We start from the raw sequence: 25,196 nt of genomic DNA, 5'->3' as shown, positions 1-25,196 counted from the left end.
GGGAAAACGGGTCAGAGAAGCTTGTCGATGATTGCCGACATTTCGTCAACCGAAAGGGCTCCAGCGTATTTTTGGCCGTTGATGAAGAAGGTTGGCGTCGCGTTGACTCCATAATCCTTCGATCCACGTTCCATCGTGGCTCTCACATCATCGAGAACTTGCTGGTTCGTCAAGCAAGCCTTGAAGGACTCCTGTGTAAAACCGGCAAGTTTTGCGATTTGTAGCAGGGCGGCTTCACCATCTTCGGCGGTTGCCCACTGTTGCTGCTGCTTGAAGAACACGTCGACCATCGGGAAATAGCGATCTTCCGGAGCGCAGCGCGCCAGCATGAACGCAGCGGTTGCGCGCGGATCGAACGGGAATTCGCGGAAGATGAGCCGCGCCTTGCCTGTATCGATATATTTTTCCTTGATCTTCGGGAAAGTATTGATCGTGAATTCGGCGCAATGCGGGCAGGTCAGCGATGCATATTCGATGATCGTCACCGGTGCATCGGCCTTGCCGTAGACCATATCCTTGAGCTTGCCCGGCTCGGCGATCTTCGCCGCATCGACAGTGCCTTCCGGGGCACGGTCCTGCGCCAGAGCGCCCGTTGCAGAAGCTCCTGCAAAAGCCAGTCCGGCAGCAGCCGATCCAGCGAGAGAAATGACGTGTCTGCGATTAAGCACTGCAGGCATCCGAATCATCCAGTCCTGTTTCATTTGGTTGTTCGATATATAATCTAAGGCGGCCGAGAAATATTCGCCAGACCCGCATCGTTCACATGAAAGTCAGCAGACCACCGATATTGTTTCCATATGCAGAACGACTAGCCCAGTTCTTGCTTCAACTCGCTGCAAACTGCCGAAGCCTTGCATCAAATTTATGGCGGCTTGTATCGCAATTAAGCGTTTTTGCAATTGCAGGAAGTTTCTGGCAACGCACTGAGCTTAATCCGTCTTTTTGCCGGAACTTCGCTTTTCCGCCAGAATATTCTTGCCAAGCCGTGCAAGTGCCGCCCGCAAGGCATCATCCTCGATTCCGTCCGTTGCCTTGTCGATCCGGCGCTCTTCCGAAGGGGCCAGCGGAGCAAGCCGCTTGGCCCGGCGCTTGGCCGGTATAGCGGGTGGCTTTTGCTCGATGCGGATGCGCCCGATGGCCGAAAAGCCAAGAAAGCCATTGACGCGACTGATGATTTCGCCGGTCTCGTGCTGGATCTGTAAGGCGGCAAAACCTTCGCAAGCGATGATCAAGGTCGCAGGTTTGAATGGGTCATCTTCATGCAGGCGACGCGGCCAGAGAATACGCAACGGGCGCGATGTGGCGCCAATGGCCGGGCCGACGATATCTTCCCAGGATTGCAGGAGCGAGAGATTGATGCCCGCACGTTTCTGGAGCATCGGGTCCATCAGACCCGAGGTCATATCCGCCAGCGGTCGAAATCCGCGTTTTGATTTTGGCTCGCTCATCGCGCTCCATTATAGCCGCGAAACCACTCCACAAACAAAGGAATACCTTCATCGAGCGTCGTTTTGGGGCTGAAACCCAGATCGCGGGTGGCCAGCGTGATATCCGCATAGGTGCGTGGAACGTCTGCGGCAGGCATCGGTTCAAGCCTGCGGATCGCTTCCCTACCTGTCGCCTTCTCGATTGCCGCAATGAAATCATTGAGCATGACCGGGCGGTTGTTGCCGAGATTATAGACCGGTGCCGTTTCCTGCGGCTTTTCCAGAATGCGCTTTACCGCGCCGACAACGCCGCTGACGATATCCTCCACGAACGTAAAATCGCGCTGCATCTCGCCATTGTTGAAAACGCGGATGGGCTCCCCTTTCAGGATCGCCGAAGTGAAAAGCCATGGCGCCATATCCGGTCGTCCAAAGGGGCCGTAAACCGTGAAAAAGCGCAAGCCCGTCGAATGCAGCTTGTGTACATGGCTGTAGGAAAAAGCCAGCAATTCGCCCGAGCGCTTCGTCGCGGCATAGACCGATACCGGATGATTGACCGGATCGCTTTCTGAAAAAGGAATTTTCTCGTTTGCGCCATAAACCGAAGACGAACTGGCATAGACCACAGGCGGGCGCTTCTCGAGCTTCAGCGCGGTCTCGAAAATATTGACCTGCCCCATGACATTGGCCGAAACATAGGCAGCCGGGTTTTCGATGGAATAACGCACGCCCGCCTGCGCGGCGAGATGTACGATCACATCGGCGTCCCTATCCGCGCCAATGGCATTCTTGATCGCTTCCGCATCCGCAATATCGGCTTTGGCAAAACGAAAGCCGTCGCGTGCGAGGAGCTTGGCGAGCCGCGTTTCCTTCAGCTCGACCTGATAGTAGTCATTGACATTATCGATGCCGACAACCTGCCAGCCTTCGTCCAGCAGGCGTTGCGCCGTGTGGTATCCGATGAAACCGGCGGCCCCCGTTACTATCGCTTTCATGCAATCGACTTCTTTCCGAATACGCACATTTCAAGTCCGGCACGCCGTGCGGCCATGACCCGACGGGACGCGGCTGCATTCAGCGCCGCAAGGAAGAACATGGTCGACGAAATCGTGACTTCGTGCAGCAGCGGATTGTGCAGCATGCCGTAACTGCCGCTGACCACCGCGAAATAAATCAGGGCCCTGCGCATTGCCCAGCTATCTGCGGTTCGCCACAGATAGACGAAAATAGACAGGAAGGCACCGGTCATGAAGATCAGGCCGATGATACCGTCATTCAGCAATTCGTCGAGAACAGTATTGTGCACATGGCGGAAACCAGCCAGCATCGGAGCCTGTTCGCCCGCTTCCGTCCGCACCTCATCCATTTTGGAATAGGAACCGACGCCCGCAATCGGATGCTGCACGATGATCTTGCTGGCGCTTTTCCACAGCACCTCACGAATATCGGCAGAAATCTTGTCTTCCCACTGCTTGCTGTCACCGGTGTCGTAATACTCGATCATGCCCGAAAAGCGCTTCGAAATGATGTCGCCGACAGGACCGACGACAACCAGCGCCGCCAAAGCAACGCCCAGCGCGGCGTAAACACTCCCCTGCTGGCGGATGCTGAAACGCTTCAGAAAGAAAATGATTTCAATCGCAGCAAAGATAGGCAGAACCACGATCACGGCCCGGGTTTCGGAGGTCAAAACCGCCGCCAGACCAAGCACGAGCCAGTGCGGCCCGTTCGGGAGATAGCGCGATGCCTGGCGCAAAGGTATCGCTGCCGAGATGGCCGAGACGCCCACAACAAAGGCAAAAACCGCCTGATTGCCGCCGATCCCGATACGTCCGCCAGCGGTGACCGCCAGATACAGCGCAGCAATAGTGGCGACGAGGACGCCGACACGCGCGCCAAGCACATAGGCGCGCAGCGGGTCGCGGATCAAAGCCATGCCGGAGCCTGCAAAGGCGAAAACCGCAATCAGCAGCGTATAGCCGATCTGACGGTTATCGTTGAACGGTTCACCGCGAAACAGGATCAGCCCAAGCGACCAGGCCGCATAAAGCAGAATGAAAATATAGAATTTCTTGCAATGGAGCCGCGCGACCGCATGGCGGCCGCAAGCCATATAGATCCCGATGCAAGAAAAGACGAATAAAATCAAAGGACCGAGGCCGACCCGGATAGGCATCGCCGCCGAGGCCACGCCCAAAATCCAGGGATCTACCTTGCGGCGAACTAAAAAGGATTTTTTGAAATAACTCAATCGGTTGCCTCTCTGAGATTCCTCTTCGCAAGTGCATAAACGATTCGCCTGACATAATCGGCAGTCCTGAAAAAAAGCGTAGTTAGCCTTTTGTATGGCGGCAATCGCTTTTTAGCGTAAGCTGAACGGCCCTGTGCAATTGTCGATACAGCAACCTCGGAGAATTCCACCACCGGTTTGTCGGTAGTGAAAATCTCGTAATGGCCAGCCCATCCTCGTTCAAGTGCAACATCGTAAGGGACCCGCATGGGGCGTATCCCAGCCAGCAGTTTCGCAGCCCCTTCCCGTGTCACGATATAAGCAGCAGAGCTTCCCAGCGGTCCATGCAGACAACGCCCGATCGCGAACTCGTCATCGACTTGACGGAAAGACCGGAATGCCGCCGTGCGGTGATTGACCAGTTTGATCGCATCCCAACCGCTGATTCGGATCGCTTTTTCAACGAAGGGCATAAAAGCGGGCGTAAACAGGACATCGTCCTCGACCAGAACGGCAAAGGGTTCCGGGGCCGCAGCGATGACTTCAAGGGCGCTAATGTGGCTGAAATAGCAACCAATTTCGGCAGGCATGGCGATTTTGCCATGGCAGCGCCGGAAACCGGCCTCATCGAAATCGCCAAGCTCGTCCGGCTGCAACAGCTTGCCTTCCACAGCCTCGACGCGCCGCAGATCGAGCGAAAACGCGTCAGCGCTTTGTTGCAGGCGCTCCCATCGGTCTCGCGAACGCGCGAGATTGATGACATAAACCGGTACGGAATTAATCACTGATTCTCTTTCCACGGCAAAAGCGCGATGGGAGGATTTGTAACGCGCCAGACCCATTTGCCAAGTGCTGACAATGTTTGGCTTTACACTATCGCTGTTTTTTCTATCAACTACAGTAAACGTGACATTTTTTGGAAAGCCGCTGCGACTTTGAACTCCACCGCCCGCCCGATCACTGCTTCGCCTCAAGCCAAAAGCGGCTCCACACGCAGCGGCCAGCTTTTGAGCTGGTATGATCGCCATCACCGTGTTCTGCCCTGGCGCGTGACGCCCTCAGAACAGACGCGCGGCATACGGCCCGATCCTTACCGGGTCTGGCTTTCGGAAATCATGCTTCAACAGACGACTGTTGAGGCCGTGAAATCCTATTTCACCGCTTTCGTCGCACGCTGGCCGAACGTGCGCGCCATGGCGAACGCCAGCGAAGACGACATTCTGCGCGCATGGGCCGGGCTTGGTTACTATTCCCGCGCCCGCAACCTCAAGAAATGCGCCGACCTCGTTGCCGCACAATATGGCGGCAAATTTCCAGGCAACGCCGCAGCCCTGAAGGAACTGCCCGGCATCGGCGACTACACATCGGCAGCCATTGCCGCAATTGCCTTCGGCGAAAATGCCGCAGTGGTGGACGGCAATGTCGAGCGCGTCATTTCGCGGCTCTATGCCATCGACACGCCACTGCCAGCCGCCAAGCCGCAAATCCGCGCCCTGATGGCCGGGATGACGCCGTCAGACCGCCCCGGCGACTTCGCACAAGCAATGATGGACCTCGGAGCAACGATCTGCACACCGCGCCGACCGGCCTGCGCGATCTGCCCGGTCAATGATAACTGCATCGCACTCGCCACCCGCGACCCGGAGGAATTTCCGGTCAAGGCGCCGAAGGCGGAAAAGCCGATCCGCACTGGTGCGGCTTTCGTTGCCATGAGCGGAGACGGCGCAATCTTTCTGCGCAAGCGAAAAGGCGAAGGCCTGCTTGCGGGCATGACGGAAGTGCCGGGCAGCCCGTGGACCGCGCGTATCGATGGCGACGCGACCGTCAACGCGGCCCCCTTCCCGGCTTCATGGAAACCGGCGGGCAGCATTACCCATGTCTTCACCCATTTCGAATTGCGCCTCTCGGTCTACCGCGCCGAGAATGTGAGCGAGCGTTTGGCCGCAAATGGCTGGTGGTCAGCGCCGGACGAGCTCGCCGGAGAAGCTTTGCCCACCGTGATGAAGAAAGCCATTGCAGCGGCGGTGCCGGATGCCTTCAAACAGACTGGCAAACCCAAAAGGAAGAAACCGTGATCTCTCCAATCAAACATGTCGTTTTCGATATCGGCAAGGTTCTCATCCATTACGATCCGGAACTGGCCTATCTCGACATCATTCCCGACACCGAGCGGCGGCGCTGGTTTCTGGAAACGGTCTGCACGGGTCCGTGGAATGTCGAACAGGATCGCGGGCGTAGCTGGCGGGATGCCGAAGCGCTGTTGATCGACACCCACCCGGAATGGCGCGAGCAGATTCTGGCTTTCCGGCAAAACTGGTCGCGCATGGTGCCGCATGCCTATGATGAAAGTGTCGCCATTCTGCGCGGGCTGATCGCCTCGGGGAACGATGTCACCATGCTGACCAATTTCGCCTCAGACACCTTCCGCGAAGCGCAGGTCCGGTTTCCTTTTCTGACGGAAAGCCGGGGTGTCACCGTTTCGGGCGACGTGAAGATGCTGAAACCCGACCGGGAAATCTACGACGCGCATGTCGCGGCGTTCGACCTTGACCCGGCGGCAACGCTGTTCATCGATGACTCGCTGCATAATGTGGACGGCGCAAAAGCTGCCGGCTGGCAGGCCGTTCATTTCACCGGTGCACCCAAACTCGCCGTCGACCTGAAGTCCCTCGGCCTTACGTTCTGATAAAAGCGAAAGCGCCCGAAGCATTCGCTCCGGGCGCTCCATGATCAGACTTTGCTGGAGGCCGTCCGATGAGAATTATGCTCAGGCGCCTGCTGCTGCCATCTCGTCGCGGATAACTTTGCGCAGATCGTCGATAGGTTTCAGCACGCCTTCTTGTTCAAAATGCCAGAAGGTCCAGCCATTGCAGGCGTCGAACCCTTGCACCTTGGCGCCAATACGATGGATCGAACCAGCTTCGCCATTGGCCGCCAAAGTGCCGTCAGCGCGAACGATCGCCGCATAACGACGGCGCGCATCGCAAAGAACCGTTCCCGGACGTAAGAGACCTGCTTCCAGCACGCTGGTGAAAGCCACACGCGGTTCAGCGCGCTTGCCGGTCATGACGGTCAGTTCGGCCTTGCCGAGCGGCTCGACTGCATCGATGCGAGCGGTTGCGGCGTCGATATAGGTCTGTTCGCGTTCGATACCCACAAAATGGCGTCCGAGACGCTTCGCCACCGCGCCGGTCGTGCCGGAACCGAAGAATGGGTCGAGAATAACGTCTCCCGGCTTGCTCGAAGCCATCATGATGCGGGCCAGGAGCGCTTCCGGCTTCTGCGTCGGATGAACCTTGTCACCGTTCTCGTCCTTCAGGCGTTCTGAACCCGTGCAGATCGGGAACAGCCAGTCCGAGCGCATCTGCACATCGTCATTGGCGGCTTTCATCGCTTCATAATTGAAGGTGTAGCCTTTGCCCTTCTGGTCGCGCGATGCCCAGATCAACGTCTCATGCGCGTTCTGGAAACGACGTCCGCGGAAGTTCGGCATCGGATTGGTCTTGCGCCAGATCACGTCATTAAGGAGCCAGAAGCCCAGATCCTGCAACTGTGTGCCGACGCGGAAAATATTGTGATAGGAGCCGATAACCCAGATCGTGCCATTCGGCTTCAAAACACGGCGGCAGGCCAAAAGCCAGGCGCGGGTGAAAGCGTCATAAGCCTGAAAGCTCTCGAACTGGTCCCAATGATCGTCAACAGCGCTGACCATCGACTGATCCGGGCGATGCAGATCGCCACCCAGCTGAAGATTGTAGGGCGGATCGGCAAAGATGACATCGACGGAATGATCCGGCAGGCGCTCCAGAGCGGAAACGCAATCACCCTTGATGATGGAGTCGAGCCAGGCGGTACGCGGGGCCTCGATGGGCAACTCATGGGCAAGACGTACTAGGGACATGGGATACTCGATTACCTGTGGACGCGAAAACTTGTCCTTATGGTTACCGGGTAGGGTAAATATGGCGTTAACGCCAAGGTATTGAAATCGTAAACCTTTTCTTAAAAAGGCAACAAAGTCCCGGCTTTCCGGGCTTTTTCCTTTCAAACGATGCTGAACAATTTCACGACTGCCATCTTAACGCCGTCATCGAAATGCAAAGGCCGACGGGTAATGCGTCGTCACCAATAAGGCTTGGTTATCCCTTTCCGGCTATGATTTGCGAACAATCAGCCTTCGAGGCAACTGAGCCGACCGAACCGCGCCTGTCAGGTTTTTGCATATGAATTTCGCAGAACTGCGCCATAACCGTTATTTGAGGGTGTTCTTCGTTCCCTTCCGAATGCGCGCCGTTGTGCGCGGCAGCGAAATCGGTCTCGTCATCGCGGGTGTGGTGATCGGTATCATATCCGGCCTTGCCGTTGCGGCCATCGGCGGCATATCGCAATGGATGCATCAGGCGCTATTTGCGCTGGAACCCGGCGAAAAGCTCAGTTCTGCGGCGCAGCTTTATCCCAGCGCCTTCATCGCGCCGCTGGCTGGCGGCATCCTCATGGGGGTGGTCATCTGGGTGCTGGCGCGTTGGCGCAAGCGCCCCATCGTCGACCCCATCGAAGCCAATGCCTTGCATGGCGGTCGCCTGTCGCTCACCGATAGCTTTATTCTCGTCGGGCAAAACCTGATTTCCAACGGCTTTGGCGCTTCGGTTGGCCTTGAGGCCGCATATACGCAGCTTGCCAGCGGCTTCGCATCGCGCATCGGGCGTGCACTCAAACTGCGCCGGGCCGACTTGCGCACGCTGGTCGGCTGTGGTGCGGCAGCGGCCATTGCCAGCGCGTTCAACGCGCCCCTCACCGGCGCATTTTATGCATTCGAGCTTATCATTGGCGTTTATTCCATCGCCACACTGGCCCCGGTGGTCGTCGCGGCGATTGTCGGCACTTTGGTGACGCAGGCCATTGGGGGCACACCTTTTCTGATCGATATCGGCAACATCGACGCCATCACCCCACGTGACTACGTGCCCGCATTGCTGCTGGGCTTTGTTTCGGCAGGGATCGCCATTTTGATCATGCGCGGCGTAACATTCGTCGAGCAAATCACCCGGCGCAGTTTTCTGCCCAATGTACTGACACCGGCTATCGGCGGGGCCATCGTCGGTCTGATCGCCTTCTTCTCGCCGCAGGTGCTGGCGTCCGGCCATGGCGCGCTGCATCTCGATCTGAATGCGAATATTACCATCTCGGCGCTGCTGTTGCTGATCCTGACGAAATCGCTGGCCTCGGCAATTTCCATCGGCTCCGGCTTTCGCGGCGGCCTGTTCTTCGCATCGCTGTTTCTGGGCGCATTGACCGGCAAGCTTTTCGCGGCGGTCGCGGGCGTGGTGCTGCCAACCAGCCTGACGCTTGCGCCGGAAGTCTATGCGGTGATCGGCATGTCATCACTGGCCGTCGCCATCGTCGGCGGCCCTATGACCATGACCTTTCTCGCGCTGGAACTGACCGGCGATTTTCCGATTTCCATGCTGGTGCTGGGCGCCGTCGTGTCCTCCTCGCTGATGGTCCGCAAGACCTTCGGCTACTCCTTCGCCACCTGGCGCTTCCACCTGCGCGGCGAAGCCATCCGCTCGGCGCATGATATTGGCTGGATACGCAATCTGACCGTCAGCCGCATGATGCGTCACGATGTGCGCACCGTGCTGATCGACACGGATATCGAAACCTTCCGCCACGATTTCCCGCTTGGTTCCACCCAGCGGGTCATCGCGGTGGACGCGCAAGGACGCTATGTCGGCATGATCCCCGTGCCGGAAGTCTATGCCGACAGTTTCGACAGTTCGGAAAACCACAGCATCAGCGAGCTTTTGAAGTATCAGGATGAATTCCTGTTGCCGCAAATGAACGCAAAGGAAGCTGTCGTGCGGTTTGACCGTTCCGAAAGCGAAGCGCTCGCCGTGGTCAACAATGCGCAGGAACGCAAGGTCATGGGCCTGTTGAGTGAAGCGCATACGCTCAGGCGCTATAGCGAAGAGCTGGACCGCAGACGGCGCGAGGTCTCCGGTGAAGTTTGACGCTAGGGCTATAAAGTTGTAGCTGATCCTTCAATATTCCCGATGCGTTCCCGCAAGTGTGAATGCGTCCTCCTCCCGATAAGAAGGCTACCCACATGGCGGCTCCGTCCCTCATCATTTTCGATTGCGATGGCGTTTTGGTGGATTCCGAAATCATCGCTGCGGAAGTCGAATCCGTGCTTCTGACCGATGCCGGTTTTCAGATTTCCGCCGACGAACTGGCCGAACGTTTCGCCGGTCTCACCTGGCAGGACATCCTGCTGACGGTCGAGCGCGAGGCAGGCATAGCGCTTTCCGCTTCGCTGATCGATAAATCGGAAAGCATTCTCGATGAGCGCCTCAAGAACGAGGTGCAGGCTGTCGATGATATTGTGGAAGTGGTTTCGGCATTGAAGCTGCCGAAATGCATCTGCTCCAACTCGACCAGCGCACGGCTGGAAACCATGCTGAAGCGCGTTGAGCTTTACGATCTCTTTGCACCGAATATTTTTTCGGCAAAGGAAGTCGGCACCAAAAAGACCAAGCCCGCGCCGGATGTGTTCCTTTATGCGGCCAAGCAATTCGATGCCGATCCAAGCAATGTGATCGTGATCGAGGATTCCGTGCACGGCATCCATGGCGCGCGTGCCGCCGGTATGCGCGTCATCGGCTTTACGGGTGGCGCGCACACCTATCCCGGCCATGCCGACCGCCTGACGGATGCTGGCGCCGAGACGGTGATCCACCGTCACAAGGATCTGGCGAGCGTCATCAACGCGCTATCGATCTGGACCGACGCCTGACACACAAGATGCCGGCACGCTGTCCGGTTTGATCCAAATATCGCGATAGCCCGAACGTTCGGGCTATCGTCTGTACTGCTTCAGTGTCTGAATCAAAAGCGACAGGCCGTGGCGAAAATGGTGATTTCGAGAACCGGAGCTTGAGCCGTACTTTTGGGTACGTGAGCACCGGGAGCCTCGCGCAATCCAGAAAAGTTGCAGACTTTTCGGATCAGATTATGCGAATACAAAACTCAGATTGCCATTTGCAGTCCGGCATGGCGACTTTTGGAACAGACACTCAGGCGGCGGAGCGTTTGCTGCGCCCCTTCGGCGGCGCGTTGAGGATGGCCAGCAGCTCTTCGGCTTCCTGCTCGGCAAGACCGATCAGCAGCCGGGTCCCCATCATGACAGGCTCACCCGTAGACGTCTCGAAGATCGCCCAGGTATCCGTCGGTTCGAGAATACGTTCATATTTCTGTTTCATGGGTGCAGACTAGCGCAGACTCGTTGCTTTTCGTTTGAACATCGCTGTCGAATTTAATTCGAATTTTAGCTAAAGCGCGTTTTGCTTTTAGGATATTCACAGAATGCGGTAAGACATCAGTCTATCTAACCACGCGGCTCGCCGCCAATGCCCAGAAACGAGCCTTTTCGGGTCGTCTTCCGGCGTTTTACGGGTTTTGCGGGTTTTGCAACCACCAGCGTTCGCGCGATGATCGCAGAGACCGGCTTGCCGAAATACCAGCCCTGCGCCTTGACCGGCGCGCTGTCGCCCGCACTTTCCCTGGCGAAATAGAGCGCCTGCGCCTCCGTTTCCACACCTTCAACAACCACGTCCAGACAATGCTGCCGCGCCATGGCCAATATCTGCGGAACGATCGAAACCGTGCTGCCATTATCGACGGTCCGCGTGAACGTCTTATCGATCTTGATCGCATCCACATTCAACGCGCCGAGATAAGCCAGGCTGGAATAGCCTGTTCCAAAATCATCGATATAGATGCGATGCCCCTTCTCGCGCAAATGATGGATCGCACCGGAAGCCTTCGCAAAATCCACCGCTGTACGCTCGGTCAGCTCCAGACCGATCTGCTGCGGGTCGATGGACGCTTTCACCAGCCGCGCCTCCAGCCGGTTGGCGAATTCCATGTCATGCAGGTCGCGGGCGCTTATGTTGATATTGATGCGCAAGCCGGGCTTGGCGCGCAACAGCTCGCCCATTTCGCTGATCACTGCATCGATTACATAAAGCGTTATGCGATGGATCAGCCCGCTCTTCTCCGCCCGCGTAATGAAAACATCCGGCGGAACAAAGTCTCCCTTATGAATCTCCCAGCGTATCAGAGCCTCAAAACCGACAATCGCGCCACTGGCAACATTGACTACCGGCTGGTAGACAACCTCCAGTTCCTTTTTTGTCAGCGCTCTGGACAGGAGCGTCATCAGCGAACGGTCGCGATTATTATAGACGCGCCAGCCAAGGCCAAGACTGCCAGCCGCCAACATGCCAAGCACAATGGAAAGAAATGATCGCAGCCGCGCATGCAGGCTTGTGCGGTCGATCTCCGTCCTCAGCGTGAGACAGATGAGCTTGTCCGGTTCGCAGGCATAGGCGTTCAGCTGGTCATGCTTTTCGACAAAGTCCCTTATACGCCCGCCCGATAACGGCTCCAGATCGGCATTGGCCGGATATTCATAGAAGCGGGCGAAATTCTCGCGCGACTGGTCGCTCATGAACAGGGCGAAGGCATAGCCCGGCGTATGCATGAAATCGAAGGCCGCCGGGCTTAGAACGACATTGGAGTTGCCCTTGCCCATCACCGGGCCATAGGTTCCCGGCGTAACCAGCGGGCGGTCGGCATAGACGTAGGTTCCGTCAGGCAGCAGCACATCCGCCGTGGAGCGCGGTTCCTGCCGCGCCAGATCCGGCAGCAGCGTCGAACAGTTCAACCGGCCATCGATCAGCCGGCCGATATCCTTGATCTGATAGGCTTTGAAGAGAATTCTGCGCAGATAGACCCGCTCATCGGCGGAGCAAACCCTGTGGGGCGACTGTTCCGCCTGATCGAGAGTATTGTGCGCCGAGTCGATCAGCCGCCCCGCATAGGAAAGCAATGCCTCCATATAGGCATTCACCTGTCGCTCATCGCCCATTCTTCGTAGTTTTTCGCCAACCCAATGCCCGGCGACCGCTCCACAGAGAAGCAGCAAGAGAAGGATAAGAGGAACTGGATTGAAAAGGCTGCCGCCACTGCTCCGCCTGCGCACCATCCGCCCTTGAAACCTCGCAAACGATCTGTGGCAGGGACTATACTGCTTATCCCGCATAAGCAGCTATATTAAATATAAGCACAGACCCACAGCATCAATATAAACATATAAAAACGATATGACTATTACACGAACCGCATCTTTTGGGAACAATATTAATTTATTGGCAGTTTTGTTTTTGTATTAGAGCTCGCAAATATATCGACGTTCGCGACTGTACCAATATCGCGCGCAGGCAACAAAAAATGCGCGGGTTTTGCCCCGCGCATCTGGTTTTCCGATAAGCGCTCCGCCCTATCAGGCGCTGCGAAAATTACTTGGGATTCGGGCCTTCATCGAAGCCGACGAAAATCTGGATATTCTGCTTGTCCGGCATTGGCAGCGAAATGCCCTTGTCGTTGAAGACGAACTGGGTCGCGGTATCGCCGTTGGTGATGGTGACCGCCTGCTTGTGCAGCTTGGAATAGACCACCTGATCACCCTGACGCACGGCCACACGCACCGGCATGGTGATGGTGCCGCTCTTATATTTCGGACCGGGCACAACCTTGCCAGCGGCAGCCACATCGATGGTAATGTTGCCGTCGCCATACTGGCACGAACGCGTCACATCGGTCAGCGATGCCTGATAGACCACCTGTGCCGGGTCCTTGTCGCCGCCCTTGGCATAGGTGCTGAAGAAGGCGGTTCCGTCACGCAGCGTCACCGTCGGGCAATAGGCGCGAAGCTCAGATGCGCTGATGCGCTTTGGACCTTCAGCCGCCATATCGCCAGGCTTTTCGCTGCCACTGGTCGTGCAACCCGCAAGCGCTGCGAGCAAAACCGTTGCAAAGACTGGAAACAACGATGAACGATTCTGTGATGCTTTCTGCATAAACCGGGCTTCCCTGCATTAATTCGTTTGTTTGAGAGCGCGCCGATTTCATTGAAACCGCCGGACCACCCCAATTTGTTCCGCCGCCACATTTCCCAACGCAAAACCGCTTCGCACTTTTGCTGGAAATGCTTTATACCACTGCGCACAAAACAGTGCGCGATGACGTTTTCCCGTTTTTTGCCGCGAAGAGCAACCCCACCCCCTCCGGGATGTTTTAATTTCTTGCGGCTTTTTTATGGACGCCCTATTGCATTTGCACAGCTTTGAAACGCATCCCAATAAGATGCGCGTCGAATGAGACATGCGCAGCCGATCTGGGCAGATATCTGGAATGAAGGCCTGACGAAATGAAATATGTAAGCACACGCGGCGAAGCCCCGGTCCTGGGTTTTAGCGATGCATTGCTCGCCGGACTTGCCCGCGATGGCGGCCTCTATCTGCCGCAGGAATACCCGCAGTTTTCTCCAGAACAAATCCGCAGCCTGCGCGGAAAATCCTATGTCGAAATCGCGCTGGCCGTGCTGACGCCCTTCACCGGTGGCGAAATTCCGCAGGCCGATTTCGAACGCATGGTGCGCGAAGCCTATGGCACCTTCCGTCATGATGCCGTGTGTCCGCTCGTCCAGACCGGCGCGAATGAATTCGTGCTCGAACTCTTCCACGGCCCGACGCTCGCCTTCAAGGACGTCGCCATGCAGCTTCTGGCGCGCATGATGGACTATGTGCTGGCAAGCCGTGGCGAGCGCGCCACCATCGTCGGCGCAACCTCTGGCGATACCGGCGGTGCGGCAATCGAAGCCTTTGGCGGTCGCGACAACACGGACATCTTCATCCTGTTCCCGAATGGCCGCGTCTCGCCGGTGCAGCAGCGCCAGATGACTTCGTCGGGCTTCGCCAATGTTCATGCGCTGTCCATCGAAGGCAATTTCGACGACTGCCAGAACCTCGTCAAAGGCATGTTCAACGACCTCGCCTTCCGCGATGCGCTGTCGCTTTCGGGTGTGAATTCGATCAACTGGGCGCGTATCATGCCGCAGGTGGTCTATTATTTCACCGCTGCGCTGAGCCTCGGCGCGCCGGACCGTCCGGTGTCCTTCACTGTTCCGACCGGCAATTTCGGCGATATTTTCGCAGGCTATGTGGCCAAGCGCATGGGTCTGCCCATCGAACGCCTGATCGTCGCAACCAACGACAACGACATTCTGTCGCGCACGCTCGACACCGGCGCTTATGAAATGCGCGGTGTGGCCCAGACCACCTCGCCGTCGATGGATATCCAGATTTCGTCCAATTTCGAACGTCTGCTGTTCGAGGCCCATGACCGCGATGATGCTGCCGTGCGCGGCCTTATGCAGAGCCTGAAGCAATCGGGCGGCTTCACCATTTCCGAAAAGCCGCTTTCGGCGATCCGCGCCGAATTCTCCGCAGGCCGCTCGACGGTTGCGGAAACGGCGGAAACGATCAAGTCGGTGCTGGCTGATGACGGTTATCTTCTCGATCCGCATTCGGCCATTGGCGTAAAAGTGGCTCGCGAAAATGTGTCCGGCGCAGCACCGATGGTAGCGCTCGCCACCGCGCATCCGGCCAAATTCCCCGATGCCGTAAAGGCTGCATGCGGTGTCGAACCGCAGCTCCCGGCATGGCTGTCGGACTTGATGCAACGAAAAGAAAGCTTCACAGTTCTTCACAACGACCTGAAAATCGTAGAAGAATATGTAAGCCGCCATTCCAGAGCCCACGCCTGAGGCTCCGGAAAGGAAATTTGAGCCCGACCCCGAACCGGATCGGGCCCATGAAAAGTCAGAGCGGGGAATGCAGGGAGCAGTTCGCTTATGGGTGTTGAAGTAACGCGTCTTCCCAATGGGTTGACGATAGCCACCGATACCATGCCGCATGTGGAAAGCGTGGCGCTTGGAATCTGGGTTAAAGCCGGCGCGAGAAACGAAGCCGCCAACCGGCACGGAATAGCCCATCTCCTCGAACATATGGCCTTCAAGGGCACGGAAAACCGCTCTGCCTGGCAAATCGCCTCGGATATCGAAGATGTGGGCGGCGAGATCAACGCCGCAACCAGCGTCGAGACTACATCCTATTACGCGCGCGTGATGCGCGATGACATGCCTCTCGCCATTGATATCCTCTCCGACATCCTGACCGCATCGAAGTTCGACGAAGCCGAACTGGAGCGCGAAAAGCAGGTGATCATGCAGGAGATCGGCGCGGCGCACGACACGCCGGACGATATCGTCTTCGACCGTTTCACCGAAACAGCCTATCGTCACCAGCCCATCGGCCGCGCCATTCTTGGCGAGCCGGATACGGTGATGTCCTTCTCTTCCGCCGATCTGCGCCAGTATATGGACGAGCAATACAGCGCCGACCGCATGGTCGTAACGGCTGCCGGTGGCGTGGACCACGATGCTTTCGTCAAGGAAGTTGAAAAACGCCTCGGTGGTTTCCGTGCCCATAACACGGCCCCGACGCTTGAGCTTGCCACCTATGTCGGCGGCGACTTCCGCGAAAACCGCGAATTGATGGATGCGCAGGTGCTAATCGGCTTTGAAGGCCGCGCCTATCATGTGCGCGACTTCTATGCCTCGCAGCTTCTGTCCATGGTGCTGGGCGGCGGCATGTCTTCCCGCCTGTTCCAGGAAGTGCGCGAAAAGCGCGGCCTGTGCTATTCGGTCTATGCCTTCCATTGGGGCTTTTCGGATACCGGCCTGTTCGGCATCCATGCCGCCACGGGTCGCGATGAACTGGTGGAACTGGTTCCGGTCATCATTGACGAGCTGCACAAGGCGGCGGATTCGATCAGTATCGAGGAAGTCAATCGCGCCCGGGCGCAATATCGCGCCAGCCTTCTGATGTCGCAGGAAAGTGCAGCCAGCCGCGCAGGCCAGCTGGCCCGCCAGTTCCTGCTCTATGGCCGCCCGGTCGACAATAACGAATTGATGGAACGCCTTTCCCTGATCACGCCGGAACGCCTGACGGACCTTGCAGGTCGCCTGTTCCTCGACAGCAAGCCGACCATCGCGGGTGTCGGCCCCGTTGGCCGCCTGATGAGCTTCGGCGACCTCACCGATGCGCTGTCGACCAATGCGCATACGAGAAAGATAGCTGTTTAAGGCCGTAGGGGAATAAGGGAATAGGGGAGTATGTGGCCGTGAAGATTTCGTTTTTCCTACTCACTTATTCCCCTACTCACCTACTCCCCTAACTCCGATGATCGGCCTGTCGTTTCGGCGCAACAACCCGACGATCCTGCGTGGACAGCGCATTTATCTGCGCGAGCCCATGATGGGTGATTTCGCGGGCTGGGCAAATCTGCGTGAGCAAAGCCGGGCGTTTCTAACCCCGTGGGAGCCGACCTGGCCCGACGATGACCTGACGAAAAGCGCCTTCCGCTATCGCATGCGGCGTTTTCAGGAAGAAATTTCTGCCGGAACCGGCTATCCTTTCTTCATTTTCCGCAACAGCGATAATCGCATTCTCGGCGGTATCACGCTCGGCAATATCCGGCGCGGCGTAGGACAGAACGGCATGATCGGCTATTGGAGCGGCGCTCCTTTCGCGGGTAAAGGCTATATGACCGAGGCGCTCTCTCTGGTTATCCCCTTTGCATTCGACCAACTGCGGTTGCACCGGATTGAAGCTGCCTGTATTCCCCATAATGTACGTTCGGTCCGGCTTCTCGAAAAAGCCGGATTTCAGAGAGAAGGACTGTTGCGCTCCTATCTCAAGATAAATGGCTTCTGGCAGGACCACCTGCTGTTCGCCCTCATAGAAAGCGACAAACGTATGTTGGATGGCCGCATGATCAATGGCAAGGTTGAACGCTCGTGAGCGGTTTTTCTGAAAAGCTATTCCAGAACGCCGCGCGGTTTCTCGCGTTGATCGTCTTTCTGGCCTTTTCGACCGTTCATGCATCTGCCATCGAACCGATCAAGATTTCCAAGGACGACACCGCTCTCGATCTGTCGCGCGCCGTCGAACTCCTGCGCAACAAGGGCGAGAGCGTTCAGGTTTCTACCGCGCCCGGCCCCGATGGCATTGTGCGCCGCATCGAAGTGCAGGCCGATCAGAACAGCAATGCCTCCGGCGACTGGGCCGCTTTCTCCATCGCCAATCCGACCGACCAGCAGATCGACCGCCTGATCGTCGCGCCGCATTTCCGTCTTGTCGGTTCAGGCATTATCTGGCCGGATCTCGGCTCGCCGCGTATTGCGTCGATCACCCCCAGCGAAGGCTTCGCGCTCGACCGCCAGCCAAGCGCCGATGCGGATGTGTTCCGCATCACGCTCAATCCGGGCAGCGTGGTCACCTTCGTCGCCGAGCTTTCCTCGCATAATCTGCCGCAGCTTTATCTGTGGGAACCGGAAGCCTATAAGGACACGGTCAATTCTTATACGCTCTATCGCGGTATCCTGCTTGGCATTTCAGGCCTGCTGGCGCTGTTCCTGACCATTCTCTTCGTCGTCAAGGGCACCTCGCTGTTTCCAGCCACGGCGGCGCTTGCATGGGCGGTTCTCGCCTATATCTGCGTCGATTTCGGCTTCTGGAACAAGCTGATGGAAATCACACCCGGCAATGAGCAGATATGGCGCGCGGGCACAGAGGTGGCGCTTGCCGCCTCGCTGGTGATCTTCCTGTTCGCCTATCTCAATCTCAACCGCTGGCACGACCATTTCAGCTATGGCGCGGTGACGTGGGTTCTGGGCCTGCTGGCGCTTGCAGGCGTTGCGGTTTTCGATCCGCCGATTGCCTCGGGCATCGCCCGCATCTCGCTCGCACTGACCGTCGTTTCCGGTGTGGCGATTATCGGCTATCTCGCGGTGAAGGGCTATGACCGGGCGGTCATGCTGATACCCGCCTGGCTTCTCACATTGATATGGCTGCTCGGCGCATGGATGGCGGTCACGGGCCGTCTCGACAACGATATTGTCCAGCCAGCGCTGGGCGGCGGCCTCGTGCTGATTGTGCTTCTGATCGGCTTTACCGTCATGCAGCACGCCTTTGCGGGCGGTGCGCTGCAGCAAGGGCTGCTGTCCGACATGGAACGCCAGGCGCTTGCCGTCATCGGCGCGGGCGATATCGTCTGGGACTGGGATGTGCCGCGCGACCGCGTGGTTACGACGCCCGATATCGCCAACCAGCTCGGCAATTCGGCAAGCAGCTTGCAGGGACCGGTGCGCAACTGGCTGCCCGTCATGCATTCCGACGACCGGGATCGTTTCCGTTCGACGCTGGACGCCATTCTGGAAAACCGCCGCGGACGCATCGGCCAGATTTTCCGTATGCGCGCCAATGACGGCCATTACCACTGGTATGCGCTGCGCGCCCGCCCGGTGATCGGCTCGGACGGCGAAGTCGTGCGTTGCGTCGGCACGCTCGTCAACGTTACCGAGCAGAAGAAGGCCGAAGAGCGCCTGCTGCACGATGCCGTACATGACAATCTGACCGGCTTGCCCAACCGTGAGCTTTTCCTCGACCGCCTCAGCAATGTGATGAACATGGCGCGCGGCGAGAGCAATCTGCACCCGACCGTGTTCATGATCGATATTGACCGCTTCAAGCAGGTCAATGACAGTCTGGGCATGTCGGCGGGCGATACAATCCTTTTGACCATTTCGCGCCGTCTGGCGCGATTGATGAAGCCGCAGGACACGCTGTCGCGCCTGTCTTCCGACCAGTTCGGGCTGCTGCTTGCATCAGAGAGCGACCCCGGCCGTATCGCGGCCTTTGCGGAAGCGCTGCGTCAGGCCACCCGCGCGCCCATTGCCTACGCCAAGCGCGAGATCGTCCTGACCGCCTCCGTCGGCCTCATCACATGGACGAAAACCGCCACCACGGCAGAAGATTTCGTGAAGGACGCGGAACTGGCCATGTATCAGGCCAAGCGCTTTGGCGGCGACCGGATCGAGCCGTTCCGCCCAGCCTTCCGCGCCATCGGCAGCGACAAGCTGCAGCTGGAATCCGATCTGCGCCGCGCGCTCGAACGCGACGAAATCAGCATGGCCTATCAGCCGATCGTCAAACTGGAGGAAGGCACCATCGCCGGTTTCGAAGCGCTAATGCGCTGGGAACATCCGCGCCGTGGCGCAATCTCGCCGTCGGAATTCATTCCGATTGCCGAAAACTCTGGACTGATCGTGCAGCTTGGCCTTTTCGCCATGCAGCGCGCCGCCGAAGACCTCTTCGCCTGGCAGGAACAATTCCCGAAACTCGACCTGTTCGTCTCGGTCAACCTGTCATCCACGCAACTCATCCGGCAAGACCTCATCAACGATGTCCGGTCCGTACTGTCGCGCATCCACCTCAATCCGGGCAGCCTGAAGCTGGAGCTGACCGAATCCGTCCTCATGGAAAATCCCGAGCAGTCGGCCCATGTGCTGGCGCGGCTCAAGACGATGGGGATCGGCCTGTCACTGGATGATTTCGGCACCGGCTATTCGTCGCTAGCCTATCTGACGCGCTTCCCGTTCGACATCATCAAGATCGACCGCTCCTTCGTGAAGGGCGACCAGCCGCAGAAGACCACCCTGCTGCGTTCCATCGTCAGCATGGCGCATGATCTGGGGCTGGCGGTTGTGACGGAAGGTGTGGAGAGCGAAAGCGACGCGCTCCAGCTGCGCCAGATGGGCTGCGAATATGTGCAGAGCTTCATGTTCGGCCAGCCGACCAGCCGCGAAGACGCCACCCGTATGATCAAGGAACAGCTGGAAGCAGCGGCAGCGTGAGATTAGGGGAATAGGGGAATAGGGGAATAGGGGAATAGGGGAATAAAAACTGAATCGGGTCAGCCGAAGCAAGTCTTTTTGACCTACTCCCTTACTGCCCTATTCCCCTACTCCCTTGACTCACGCATGCCCCGCGTCGGAAACCAGTCGCGACATGTCGATGCCCATATGCATCATGAGGCGGGAATATTTGCCTTCGATGTCGCTGTCGAAAAGCATGTCGAGCGGCGCATCGCAACAGAGCCAGCCATTGTCGGCAAGTTCTGCTTCCAGCTGCCCCGGCGCCCAGCCGGAATAGCCCAGCGCCATCAAAACCTGTGACGGGCCCTTGCCGCCATAAATGGCGCGCAGAATATCAACCGTTGCGGTCAGGCAGACATCTTCGGAGACCGGCATGGTGGAATCGACCATGTAATCGTCGGAATGCAGCACAAAACCGCGCGAGGTATCTACCGGCCCGCCATTGCGCACCATCATATGCTGCGTGCGCTCTGGCAAAATGATCAGTTCATCCTCATCGATCACGCCAATCTGGCGCAAAATATCCGGGAAGCCGATCGGCTGCAGTTGATTGATGATGAAGCCCATCGCGCCCTCGTCCGAATGGGCGCAGATATAGACCACCGACCGGGCGAAACGCTCGTCGCTCATGCCGGGCATGGCCAGCAGGAACTGCCCGTTTAAGAACCCCTGCTCGTGGTTTGGCTTCCGCATCGTGGTCATAGTGATGAAGGTAGCAAGCCTGCAGAAAATAACAATGGGCGTCGCAGAATTGTCTTCGACGGACGCAAAAATATAATTGCTCCCAACAATGTTGGACTTGAAGCAACCATGATTTCATTTCATTTTTGAACAATGAAAACACGTCTGAATATTCTTGCGTTTGGCCTGCTGGCCACCTCGGCCCTGCCCGCCCACGCTTCAACGTCCGCCTGGACCGACACCCCCGGCGGGCGCGTCCGCGTCATCATCGAAGATGGTGCGGTTTCAGCTGAAGCGGGCCCAAAGCGCGAGATACGCGGCGCGTTGCAAATCGAGTTGCAGCCGGGGTGGAAAACCTATTGGCGCAATCCGGGCAGTGCCGGTGTGCCGCCACAGATCAATCTTGATGGCAACGCCAACGCACAGATCGACTATCCCGCGCCAGTGCGGTTCGGTGGAGATGACGACGGCATCGGCTACAAGAAGCCGGTTTCGCTCCCCATCATCTTCAAGCTGCAACCCGATGACACACGCCTCAAAGGCCATGCCTTTCTGGGTGTTTGCGAACATATCTGCATCCCCGTGCAGGCCGAATTCGACTTCCCCGTGAGTGCAAATGCCGAATCCGCCGAGCCGCAGGCCATTGCCGCGCGTACCATTGTGGAGACGGCCTTCGGGCGGCTTCCGGCGACGGCCTCCCCCACTTTCGGCGTCAGCGCTGTGAAGCGCGATGAGGACACGGCCGTCTTCACCGTGGCCGTGCCTGATCCCAAAGCACCTGCCGAGCTTTTCGTCGCCAGCGACAAGCTTCGCCTGTCTGATCCGGTGGCGTCCGGCAATCGCAACTTCACCGTTACGATCAAGGGCAATGCGCGCTATGCAACAGTCGACTATACCGTCGTGCAGAACGGCAAGGCTGTATCGGGACAGGTCACGCTCGACTGAAGTCGTGTGCGCCCTCGCCCTTTTTGATGGCAATATCAACGTTTTGAAATTGTCGAGCGCCCCGTTATCGGTTTAACTGTCGCTGCCTGCGCTTCGCAGTGCGGCAATGACAGTTTTAAAATCAGGCAGCGGATCAGACGGCGATTTATCCCCTGCCCTCAGGAGAGAACAGATGACGATCAAAGTTGGCGACACGCTTCCCGCAGCAACCTTCAAGGTCAAGACTGCGGACGGTGTCAAGGAAGTGACGACCGACGAAGTCTTCAAAGGCAAGAAGGTCGTCCTCTTTGCCGTTCCGGGCGCTTTCACGCCGACCTGCAGCCTCAACCACCTGCCGGGCTATCTCGACAATCGCGATGCAATTCTCGCCAAGGGCGTGGATCAGATTGCGGTCGTCGCCGTCAATGACGCCTTCGTCATGGGCGCATGGGCGCAGAGCACCGGCGGCGAAGGCAAGATTCTTTATCTCGCAGACGGTTCAGCCACTTTCACCAAGGCAGCAGGCCTTGAACTCGACGCCACCGCGGGCGGCCTTGGCATTCGCTCCAAGCGCTATTCGGCCATCGTCGAAGATGGCGTGGTCAAGACGCTCAATATCGAGGAACAGGCCGGTCAGGCCGTGACCTCCGCTGCTGCCGGAATTCTCGAACAGCTTTGATCCAATGCAAAAAAGGGCGGTGAAAACCGCCCTTTTTAGTATCCAGAATGATGTCTAAAGCACCTTCAAAGATTTGTGGCCGCCATATTTGAACGGCTCCATACCGGCGCGGGCCAGTTCGTCGGCCCGTTCGTTTTCCGGGTGCCCGGCATGGCCCTTGACCCAGTGCCAGTTGACCTTGTGCGGCTTGCGCGCCTCATCCAGCAATTGCCATAGCTCGGCATTCTTCACCGGCTTCTTGGCCGCTGTTTTCCAGCCATTGCGCTTCCAGCCTTCAATCCAGCCGGAAATACCGTCGCGCACATAGACCGAGTCCGTATAGAGATCGACTTCGCAAGGTTCCTTCAGCGCCGACAGTGCCGAAATTGCCGCCATCAACTCCATGCGGTTGTTGGTGGTCTCGGCCTCGCCGCCCTTCAGCTCTTTCTCATTGCCGTTCCAGCGCAGCACCGCCCCCCAGCCGCCGGGGCCGGGATTGCCGGAGCAAGCGCCGTCCGTATAGGCTTCGATCCGCTTCACGCAGCCACTCCCTGCGGTTCCAGCCCATATTCGGCAGCCGAAACGATCTGGCGGTGGAAGCGCATCTTGCGCACATATTCCATCGGGTCCTTCTTCATGACGAAGCTGCCGTCGGGGACGGTCAGCCAGTCATAAAGCCGCGTCAGCATGAAGCGCACCGCAGCCCCCCGCGAGAGGACCGGCAGCGCATCGGCTTCCGCCGTCGAAAGCGGACGGATCGATGTGTAACCACGCAACAGCGCTGCGCCCTTGGTGCGATTATAGGAAAAGTCTTTTTCGAAGCACCACGCATTCAGGCAGACGGCAACGTCATAGGCCAGAATATCGGTGCAGGCGAAATAGAAATCGATGAAGCCCGACAGCTTGTCGCCGAGGAAAAAGACATTGTCCGGGAACAGGTCGGCATGGATCACACCGTGCGGCAGTTCGGCCGGCCAATGCTTTTCCAGAAAGTCGAGATCGGCTTCGGCTTCTTCGACCAGCCCCGGTTCGACCGTATCGGCGCGTTCGCGCGACAGGTTCCACAGCGGGCGCCAGTCGGGCAGCGTCAGACCGTTGCGGCGGCGCATGGCGAAATCCTCGCCTGCCAGATGCATGCGCGCCAGTCCCTCGCCCACGGCCTCGCAATGCGCCACCGTCGGCTTGCGCATCCACATGCCTTCCAGAAAGGTGACGATGGCCGCCGGGCGCCCGGCCAGTTCGCCGATCGTTTCGCCGTCGCTGCGTATCACCGGCTGCGGGCAATCCACGCCATGCCGGGCCAGATGCTGCATCAGGCCCAGAAAGAACGGCAAGTCTTCGCGGTTGGTGCGCTTTTCATAAAGCGTCAGAATGAAGGAGCCGGAAGTGGTGTGCAGGAGATAATTGGTATTCTCCACGCCCTCGGCAATGCCCTTATAGGACGTCAGCGTGCCGATATCGTATTGCTGCAGGAATGCGCCAAGTTCGATTTCGTTGATATCAGTATAGACGGCCATGCCGCTTATTTCCCCTATATGACCTTGGGCATTATTTTGGGCGCCAGTTTCGGAATGCCGACAACCCTGTTCTCGCCATTGACGAATGCCATATCCTGCACCGTCAGTTCCACATCGCGAATTTCACGATTCACAAGGAAGTTTTCCGTTTCCACTGCCGTTTCCGCCAGTTCGATGCGCACATCGAAGCGGTCGCGGAACGATGCGATGATTTCGTCAACGATGATTTCCGGGGCGGAAGCACCCGCCGAAAGACCGACGACCGAAATATCGCCGATCTTGTCCCACTCGATATCAGCCGCGCGTTGCACCAGCATGGACATGCGCGCGCCCGCCTTTTCCGCTACTTCGACCAGACGTTTCGAATTGGACGAATTCGGCGCACCGACAATCAGGAACAGGTCGCAGCCGGGCGCTGCCGCGCGAACCGCATCCTGACGGTTGGTGGTGGCATAGCAGATCGATTCCGCAGCCGGAGCCGAAAGATTGGGGAAGCGCGCCTGCAATTCCTCGATAATGCCTGCGGTATCGTCCACCGAGAGCGTCGTCTGCGTGACGAAACCGAGATTATCCTCATCAGCAAAATGGCAGTTGCGGGCGTCCTCGACCGTTTCGATCAGCGTGACAGCGCCTTCCGGCAGCTGGCCCATCGTGCCGATGACTTCCGGATGGCCGGAGTGGCCAATCAGGATGACATGGCGTCCAAGCCGCTGATGGCGCATGGCCTGCTTGTGCACCTTGGAAACCAGCGGGCATGTCGCATCGAGATAGAAGAGGCTCTTCGATTCCGCATCGGCAGGCACGGATTTCGGAACGCCATGGGCCGAGAAAACCACCGGCTGATCGCGATGCTCCGCCGGGATTTCATCAAGCTCTTCGACAAAGATCGCGCCGCGCGATTGCAGCCCTTCGACCACATAGCGGTTATGCACGATCTCATGGCGGACATAGACCGGCGCGCCGTATTTCTTCAGCGCCAGCACGACGATCTGGATCGCCCGGTCAACACCGGCGCAAAAGCCGCGCGGACCGCAAAGGCGAATTTCCAATGGGGGGCGCTGATCGGTCATGAAGAAGC

General features: G+C 58.0%; 23 protein-coding genes. 10 read left to right on the top strand and 13 right to left on the bottom strand.

Annotation, left to right across the window (positions count from 1 at the left end; genetic code table 11):
• Window positions 1-11: 11 nt before the first annotated feature.
• The 5 genes from ABWW11_RS04035 to ABWW11_RS04015 form a co-directional block, all read right to left on the bottom strand.
• Window positions 12-677, bottom strand: coding sequence for a DsbA family protein (locus ABWW11_RS04035; protein ID WP_109370185.1), 666 nt, complete (start codon window positions 675-677; stop codon window positions 12-14).
• 252 nt (window positions 678-929) lie between these two features.
• The gene (locus tag ABWW11_RS04030) at window positions 930-1,448 is read right to left on the bottom strand and encodes a DUF721 domain-containing protein (protein WP_109368517.1); all 519 of its coding nucleotides are present in this window, start codon (window positions 1,446-1,448) and stop codon (window positions 930-932) included.
• Window positions 1,445-2,422, bottom strand: coding sequence for an SDR family NAD(P)-dependent oxidoreductase (locus ABWW11_RS04025; protein ID WP_121537395.1), 978 nt, complete (start codon window positions 2,420-2,422; stop codon window positions 1,445-1,447). The genes ABWW11_RS04030 and ABWW11_RS04025 overlap by 4 nt, the downstream gene beginning before the upstream one ends.
• The gene (locus tag ABWW11_RS04020; protein WP_235858910.1) at window positions 2,419-3,540 is read right to left on the bottom strand and encodes an O-antigen ligase family protein; all 1,122 of its coding nucleotides are present in this window, start codon (window positions 3,538-3,540) and stop codon (window positions 2,419-2,421) included. The genes ABWW11_RS04025 and ABWW11_RS04020 overlap by 4 nt, the downstream gene beginning before the upstream one ends.
• A gap of 134 nt (window positions 3,541-3,674) precedes the next feature.
• Complete coding sequence (locus ABWW11_RS04015) at window positions 3,675-4,685, bottom strand: glycosyltransferase family 25 protein (RefSeq protein WP_235858909.1); 1,011 nt, start codon at window positions 4,683-4,685, stop codon at window positions 3,675-3,677.
• Between ABWW11_RS04015 and mutY the strand changes: the two genes are divergently transcribed.
• Both mutY and ABWW11_RS04005 read left to right on the top strand, forming a co-directional pair.
• Window positions 4,614-5,732 (top strand): A/G-specific adenine glycosylase, encoded by a 1,119-nt coding sequence (gene mutY / locus ABWW11_RS04010; RefSeq protein WP_121537470.1) that lies wholly within the window; start codon window positions 4,614-4,616, stop codon window positions 5,730-5,732. The genes ABWW11_RS04015 and mutY overlap by 72 nt on opposite strands.
• Window positions 5,729-6,343, top strand: coding sequence for an HAD family hydrolase (locus ABWW11_RS04005; RefSeq protein WP_121537391.1), 615 nt, complete (start codon window positions 5,729-5,731; stop codon window positions 6,341-6,343). The genes mutY and ABWW11_RS04005 overlap by 4 nt, the downstream gene beginning before the upstream one ends.
• 81 nt (window positions 6,344-6,424) lie before the next feature.
• On the opposite strand, the gene ABWW11_RS04000 is transcribed toward ABWW11_RS04005, so the two are convergent.
• Window positions 6,425-7,558, bottom strand: coding sequence for a site-specific DNA-methyltransferase (locus tag ABWW11_RS04000; RefSeq protein ID WP_121537389.1), 1,134 nt, complete (start codon window positions 7,556-7,558; stop codon window positions 6,425-6,427).
• A 322-nt stretch (window positions 7,559-7,880) separates the two neighbouring features.
• On the opposite strand from ABWW11_RS04000, the gene ABWW11_RS03995 reads away from it, so the two are divergent.
• On the top strand, window positions 7,881-9,668 hold the full coding sequence (locus ABWW11_RS03995) for a chloride channel protein (RefSeq protein WP_121537387.1): 1,788 nt from the start codon (window positions 7,881-7,883) through the stop codon (window positions 9,666-9,668).
• A 95-nt stretch (window positions 9,669-9,763) separates the two neighbouring features.
• Complete coding sequence (locus ABWW11_RS03990; protein WP_121537385.1) at window positions 9,764-10,450, top strand: HAD family hydrolase; 687 nt, start codon at window positions 9,764-9,766, stop codon at window positions 10,448-10,450.
• Window positions 10,451-10,730: 280 nt separating this feature from the next.
• Here the strand turns inward: ABWW11_RS03990 and ABWW11_RS03985 are convergent, their stop codons facing one another.
• From ABWW11_RS03985 to ABWW11_RS03975, 3 genes are all read right to left on the bottom strand, one after another.
• On the bottom strand, window positions 10,731-10,916 hold the full coding sequence (locus tag ABWW11_RS03985; RefSeq protein ID WP_109368510.1) for a hypothetical protein: 186 nt from the start codon (window positions 10,914-10,916) through the stop codon (window positions 10,731-10,733).
• Between the two features lie 125 nt (window positions 10,917-11,041).
• Complete coding sequence (locus tag ABWW11_RS03980) at window positions 11,042-12,703, bottom strand: EAL domain-containing protein (RefSeq protein ID WP_121537383.1); 1,662 nt, start codon at window positions 12,701-12,703, stop codon at window positions 11,042-11,044.
• A 313-nt stretch (window positions 12,704-13,016) separates the two neighbouring features.
• Entirely contained in the window at window positions 13,017-13,577 is a 561-nt protein-coding gene (locus tag ABWW11_RS03975) for a hypothetical protein (RefSeq protein WP_121537381.1), read from the bottom strand.
• 350 nt (window positions 13,578-13,927) lie between these two features.
• On the opposite strand from ABWW11_RS03975, the gene thrC reads away from it, so the two are divergent.
• The 4 genes from thrC (at window position 13,928) to ABWW11_RS03955 (ending at window position 20,317) form a co-directional block, all read left to right on the top strand.
• Window positions 13,928-15,325, top strand: a complete 1,398-nt coding sequence (gene thrC / locus ABWW11_RS03970; RefSeq protein WP_121537379.1) for a threonine synthase — start codon at window positions 13,928-13,930, stop codon at window positions 15,323-15,325.
• A gap of 87 nt (window positions 15,326-15,412) precedes the next feature.
• On the top strand, window positions 15,413-16,705 hold the full coding sequence (locus ABWW11_RS03965; RefSeq protein ID WP_109368506.1) for a M16 family metallopeptidase: 1,293 nt from the start codon (window positions 15,413-15,415) through the stop codon (window positions 16,703-16,705).
• Window positions 16,706-16,802: 97 nt separating this feature from the next.
• Window positions 16,803-17,423 (top strand): GNAT family N-acetyltransferase, encoded by a 621-nt coding sequence (locus ABWW11_RS03960; RefSeq protein ID WP_109368505.1) that lies wholly within the window; start codon window positions 16,803-16,805, stop codon window positions 17,421-17,423.
• The gene (locus ABWW11_RS03955) at window positions 17,420-20,317 is read left to right on the top strand and encodes a sensor domain-containing phosphodiesterase (protein ID WP_109368504.1); all 2,898 of its coding nucleotides are present in this window, start codon (window positions 17,420-17,422) and stop codon (window positions 20,315-20,317) included. Before ABWW11_RS03960 ends, ABWW11_RS03955 begins: the two co-directional genes overlap by 4 nt.
• 120 nt (window positions 20,318-20,437) lie before the next feature.
• On the opposite strand, the gene ABWW11_RS03950 is transcribed toward ABWW11_RS03955, so the two are convergent.
• Window positions 20,438-21,040 carry a YqgE/AlgH family protein gene (locus ABWW11_RS03950; protein WP_109368503.1) on the bottom strand — a complete coding sequence of 201 codons (603 nt, stop codon included), beginning with the start codon at window positions 21,038-21,040 and terminating at the stop codon, window positions 20,438-20,440.
• Between the two features lie 132 nt (window positions 21,041-21,172).
• Here ABWW11_RS03950 and ABWW11_RS03945 point away from each other — a divergent pair, with 132 nt between their 5' ends.
• Both ABWW11_RS03945 and ABWW11_RS03940 read left to right on the top strand, forming a co-directional pair.
• On the top strand, window positions 21,173-21,964 hold the full coding sequence (locus ABWW11_RS03945) for a protein-disulfide reductase DsbD domain-containing protein (RefSeq protein ID WP_121537377.1): 792 nt from the start codon (window positions 21,173-21,175) through the stop codon (window positions 21,962-21,964).
• 172 nt (window positions 21,965-22,136) lie between these two features.
• Window positions 22,137-22,622, top strand: a complete 486-nt coding sequence (locus ABWW11_RS03940) for a peroxiredoxin (protein ID WP_109368501.1) — start codon at window positions 22,137-22,139, stop codon at window positions 22,620-22,622.
• 54 nt (window positions 22,623-22,676) lie between these two features.
• Here ABWW11_RS03940 and rnhA read toward each other — a convergent pair whose 3' ends face one another.
• Genes rnhA through ispH form a run of 3 tightly spaced genes read right to left on the bottom strand, consistent with a single transcriptional unit; the run spans window position 22,677 to window position 25,188 of the window.
• Window positions 22,677-23,141 (bottom strand): ribonuclease HI, encoded by a 465-nt coding sequence (rnhA, locus tag ABWW11_RS03935; protein WP_121537375.1) that lies wholly within the window; start codon window positions 23,139-23,141, stop codon window positions 22,677-22,679.
• Entirely contained in the window at window positions 23,138-24,118 is a 981-nt protein-coding gene (locus ABWW11_RS03930) for a homoserine kinase (protein WP_109368499.1), read from the bottom strand. The genes rnhA and ABWW11_RS03930 overlap by 4 nt, the downstream gene beginning before the upstream one ends.
• Window positions 24,119-24,132: 14 nt before the next feature.
• A complete protein-coding gene (ispH, locus tag ABWW11_RS03925; protein WP_121537373.1) occupies window positions 24,133-25,188 on the bottom strand; it encodes a 4-hydroxy-3-methylbut-2-enyl diphosphate reductase in 1,056 nt (351 codons plus the stop codon).
• Window positions 25,189-25,196: the final 8 nt, after the last annotated feature.

The sequence above is a fragment of the Brucella sp. NBRC 113783 genome, from assembly GCF_040372265.1.
Lineage (GTDB): Bacteria > Pseudomonadota > Alphaproteobacteria > Rhizobiales > Rhizobiaceae > Brucella > Brucella teleogrylli.
Note: the sequence above shows the minus strand (reverse complement) of the source record. Positions and strands in the feature narration are given on the sequence as shown.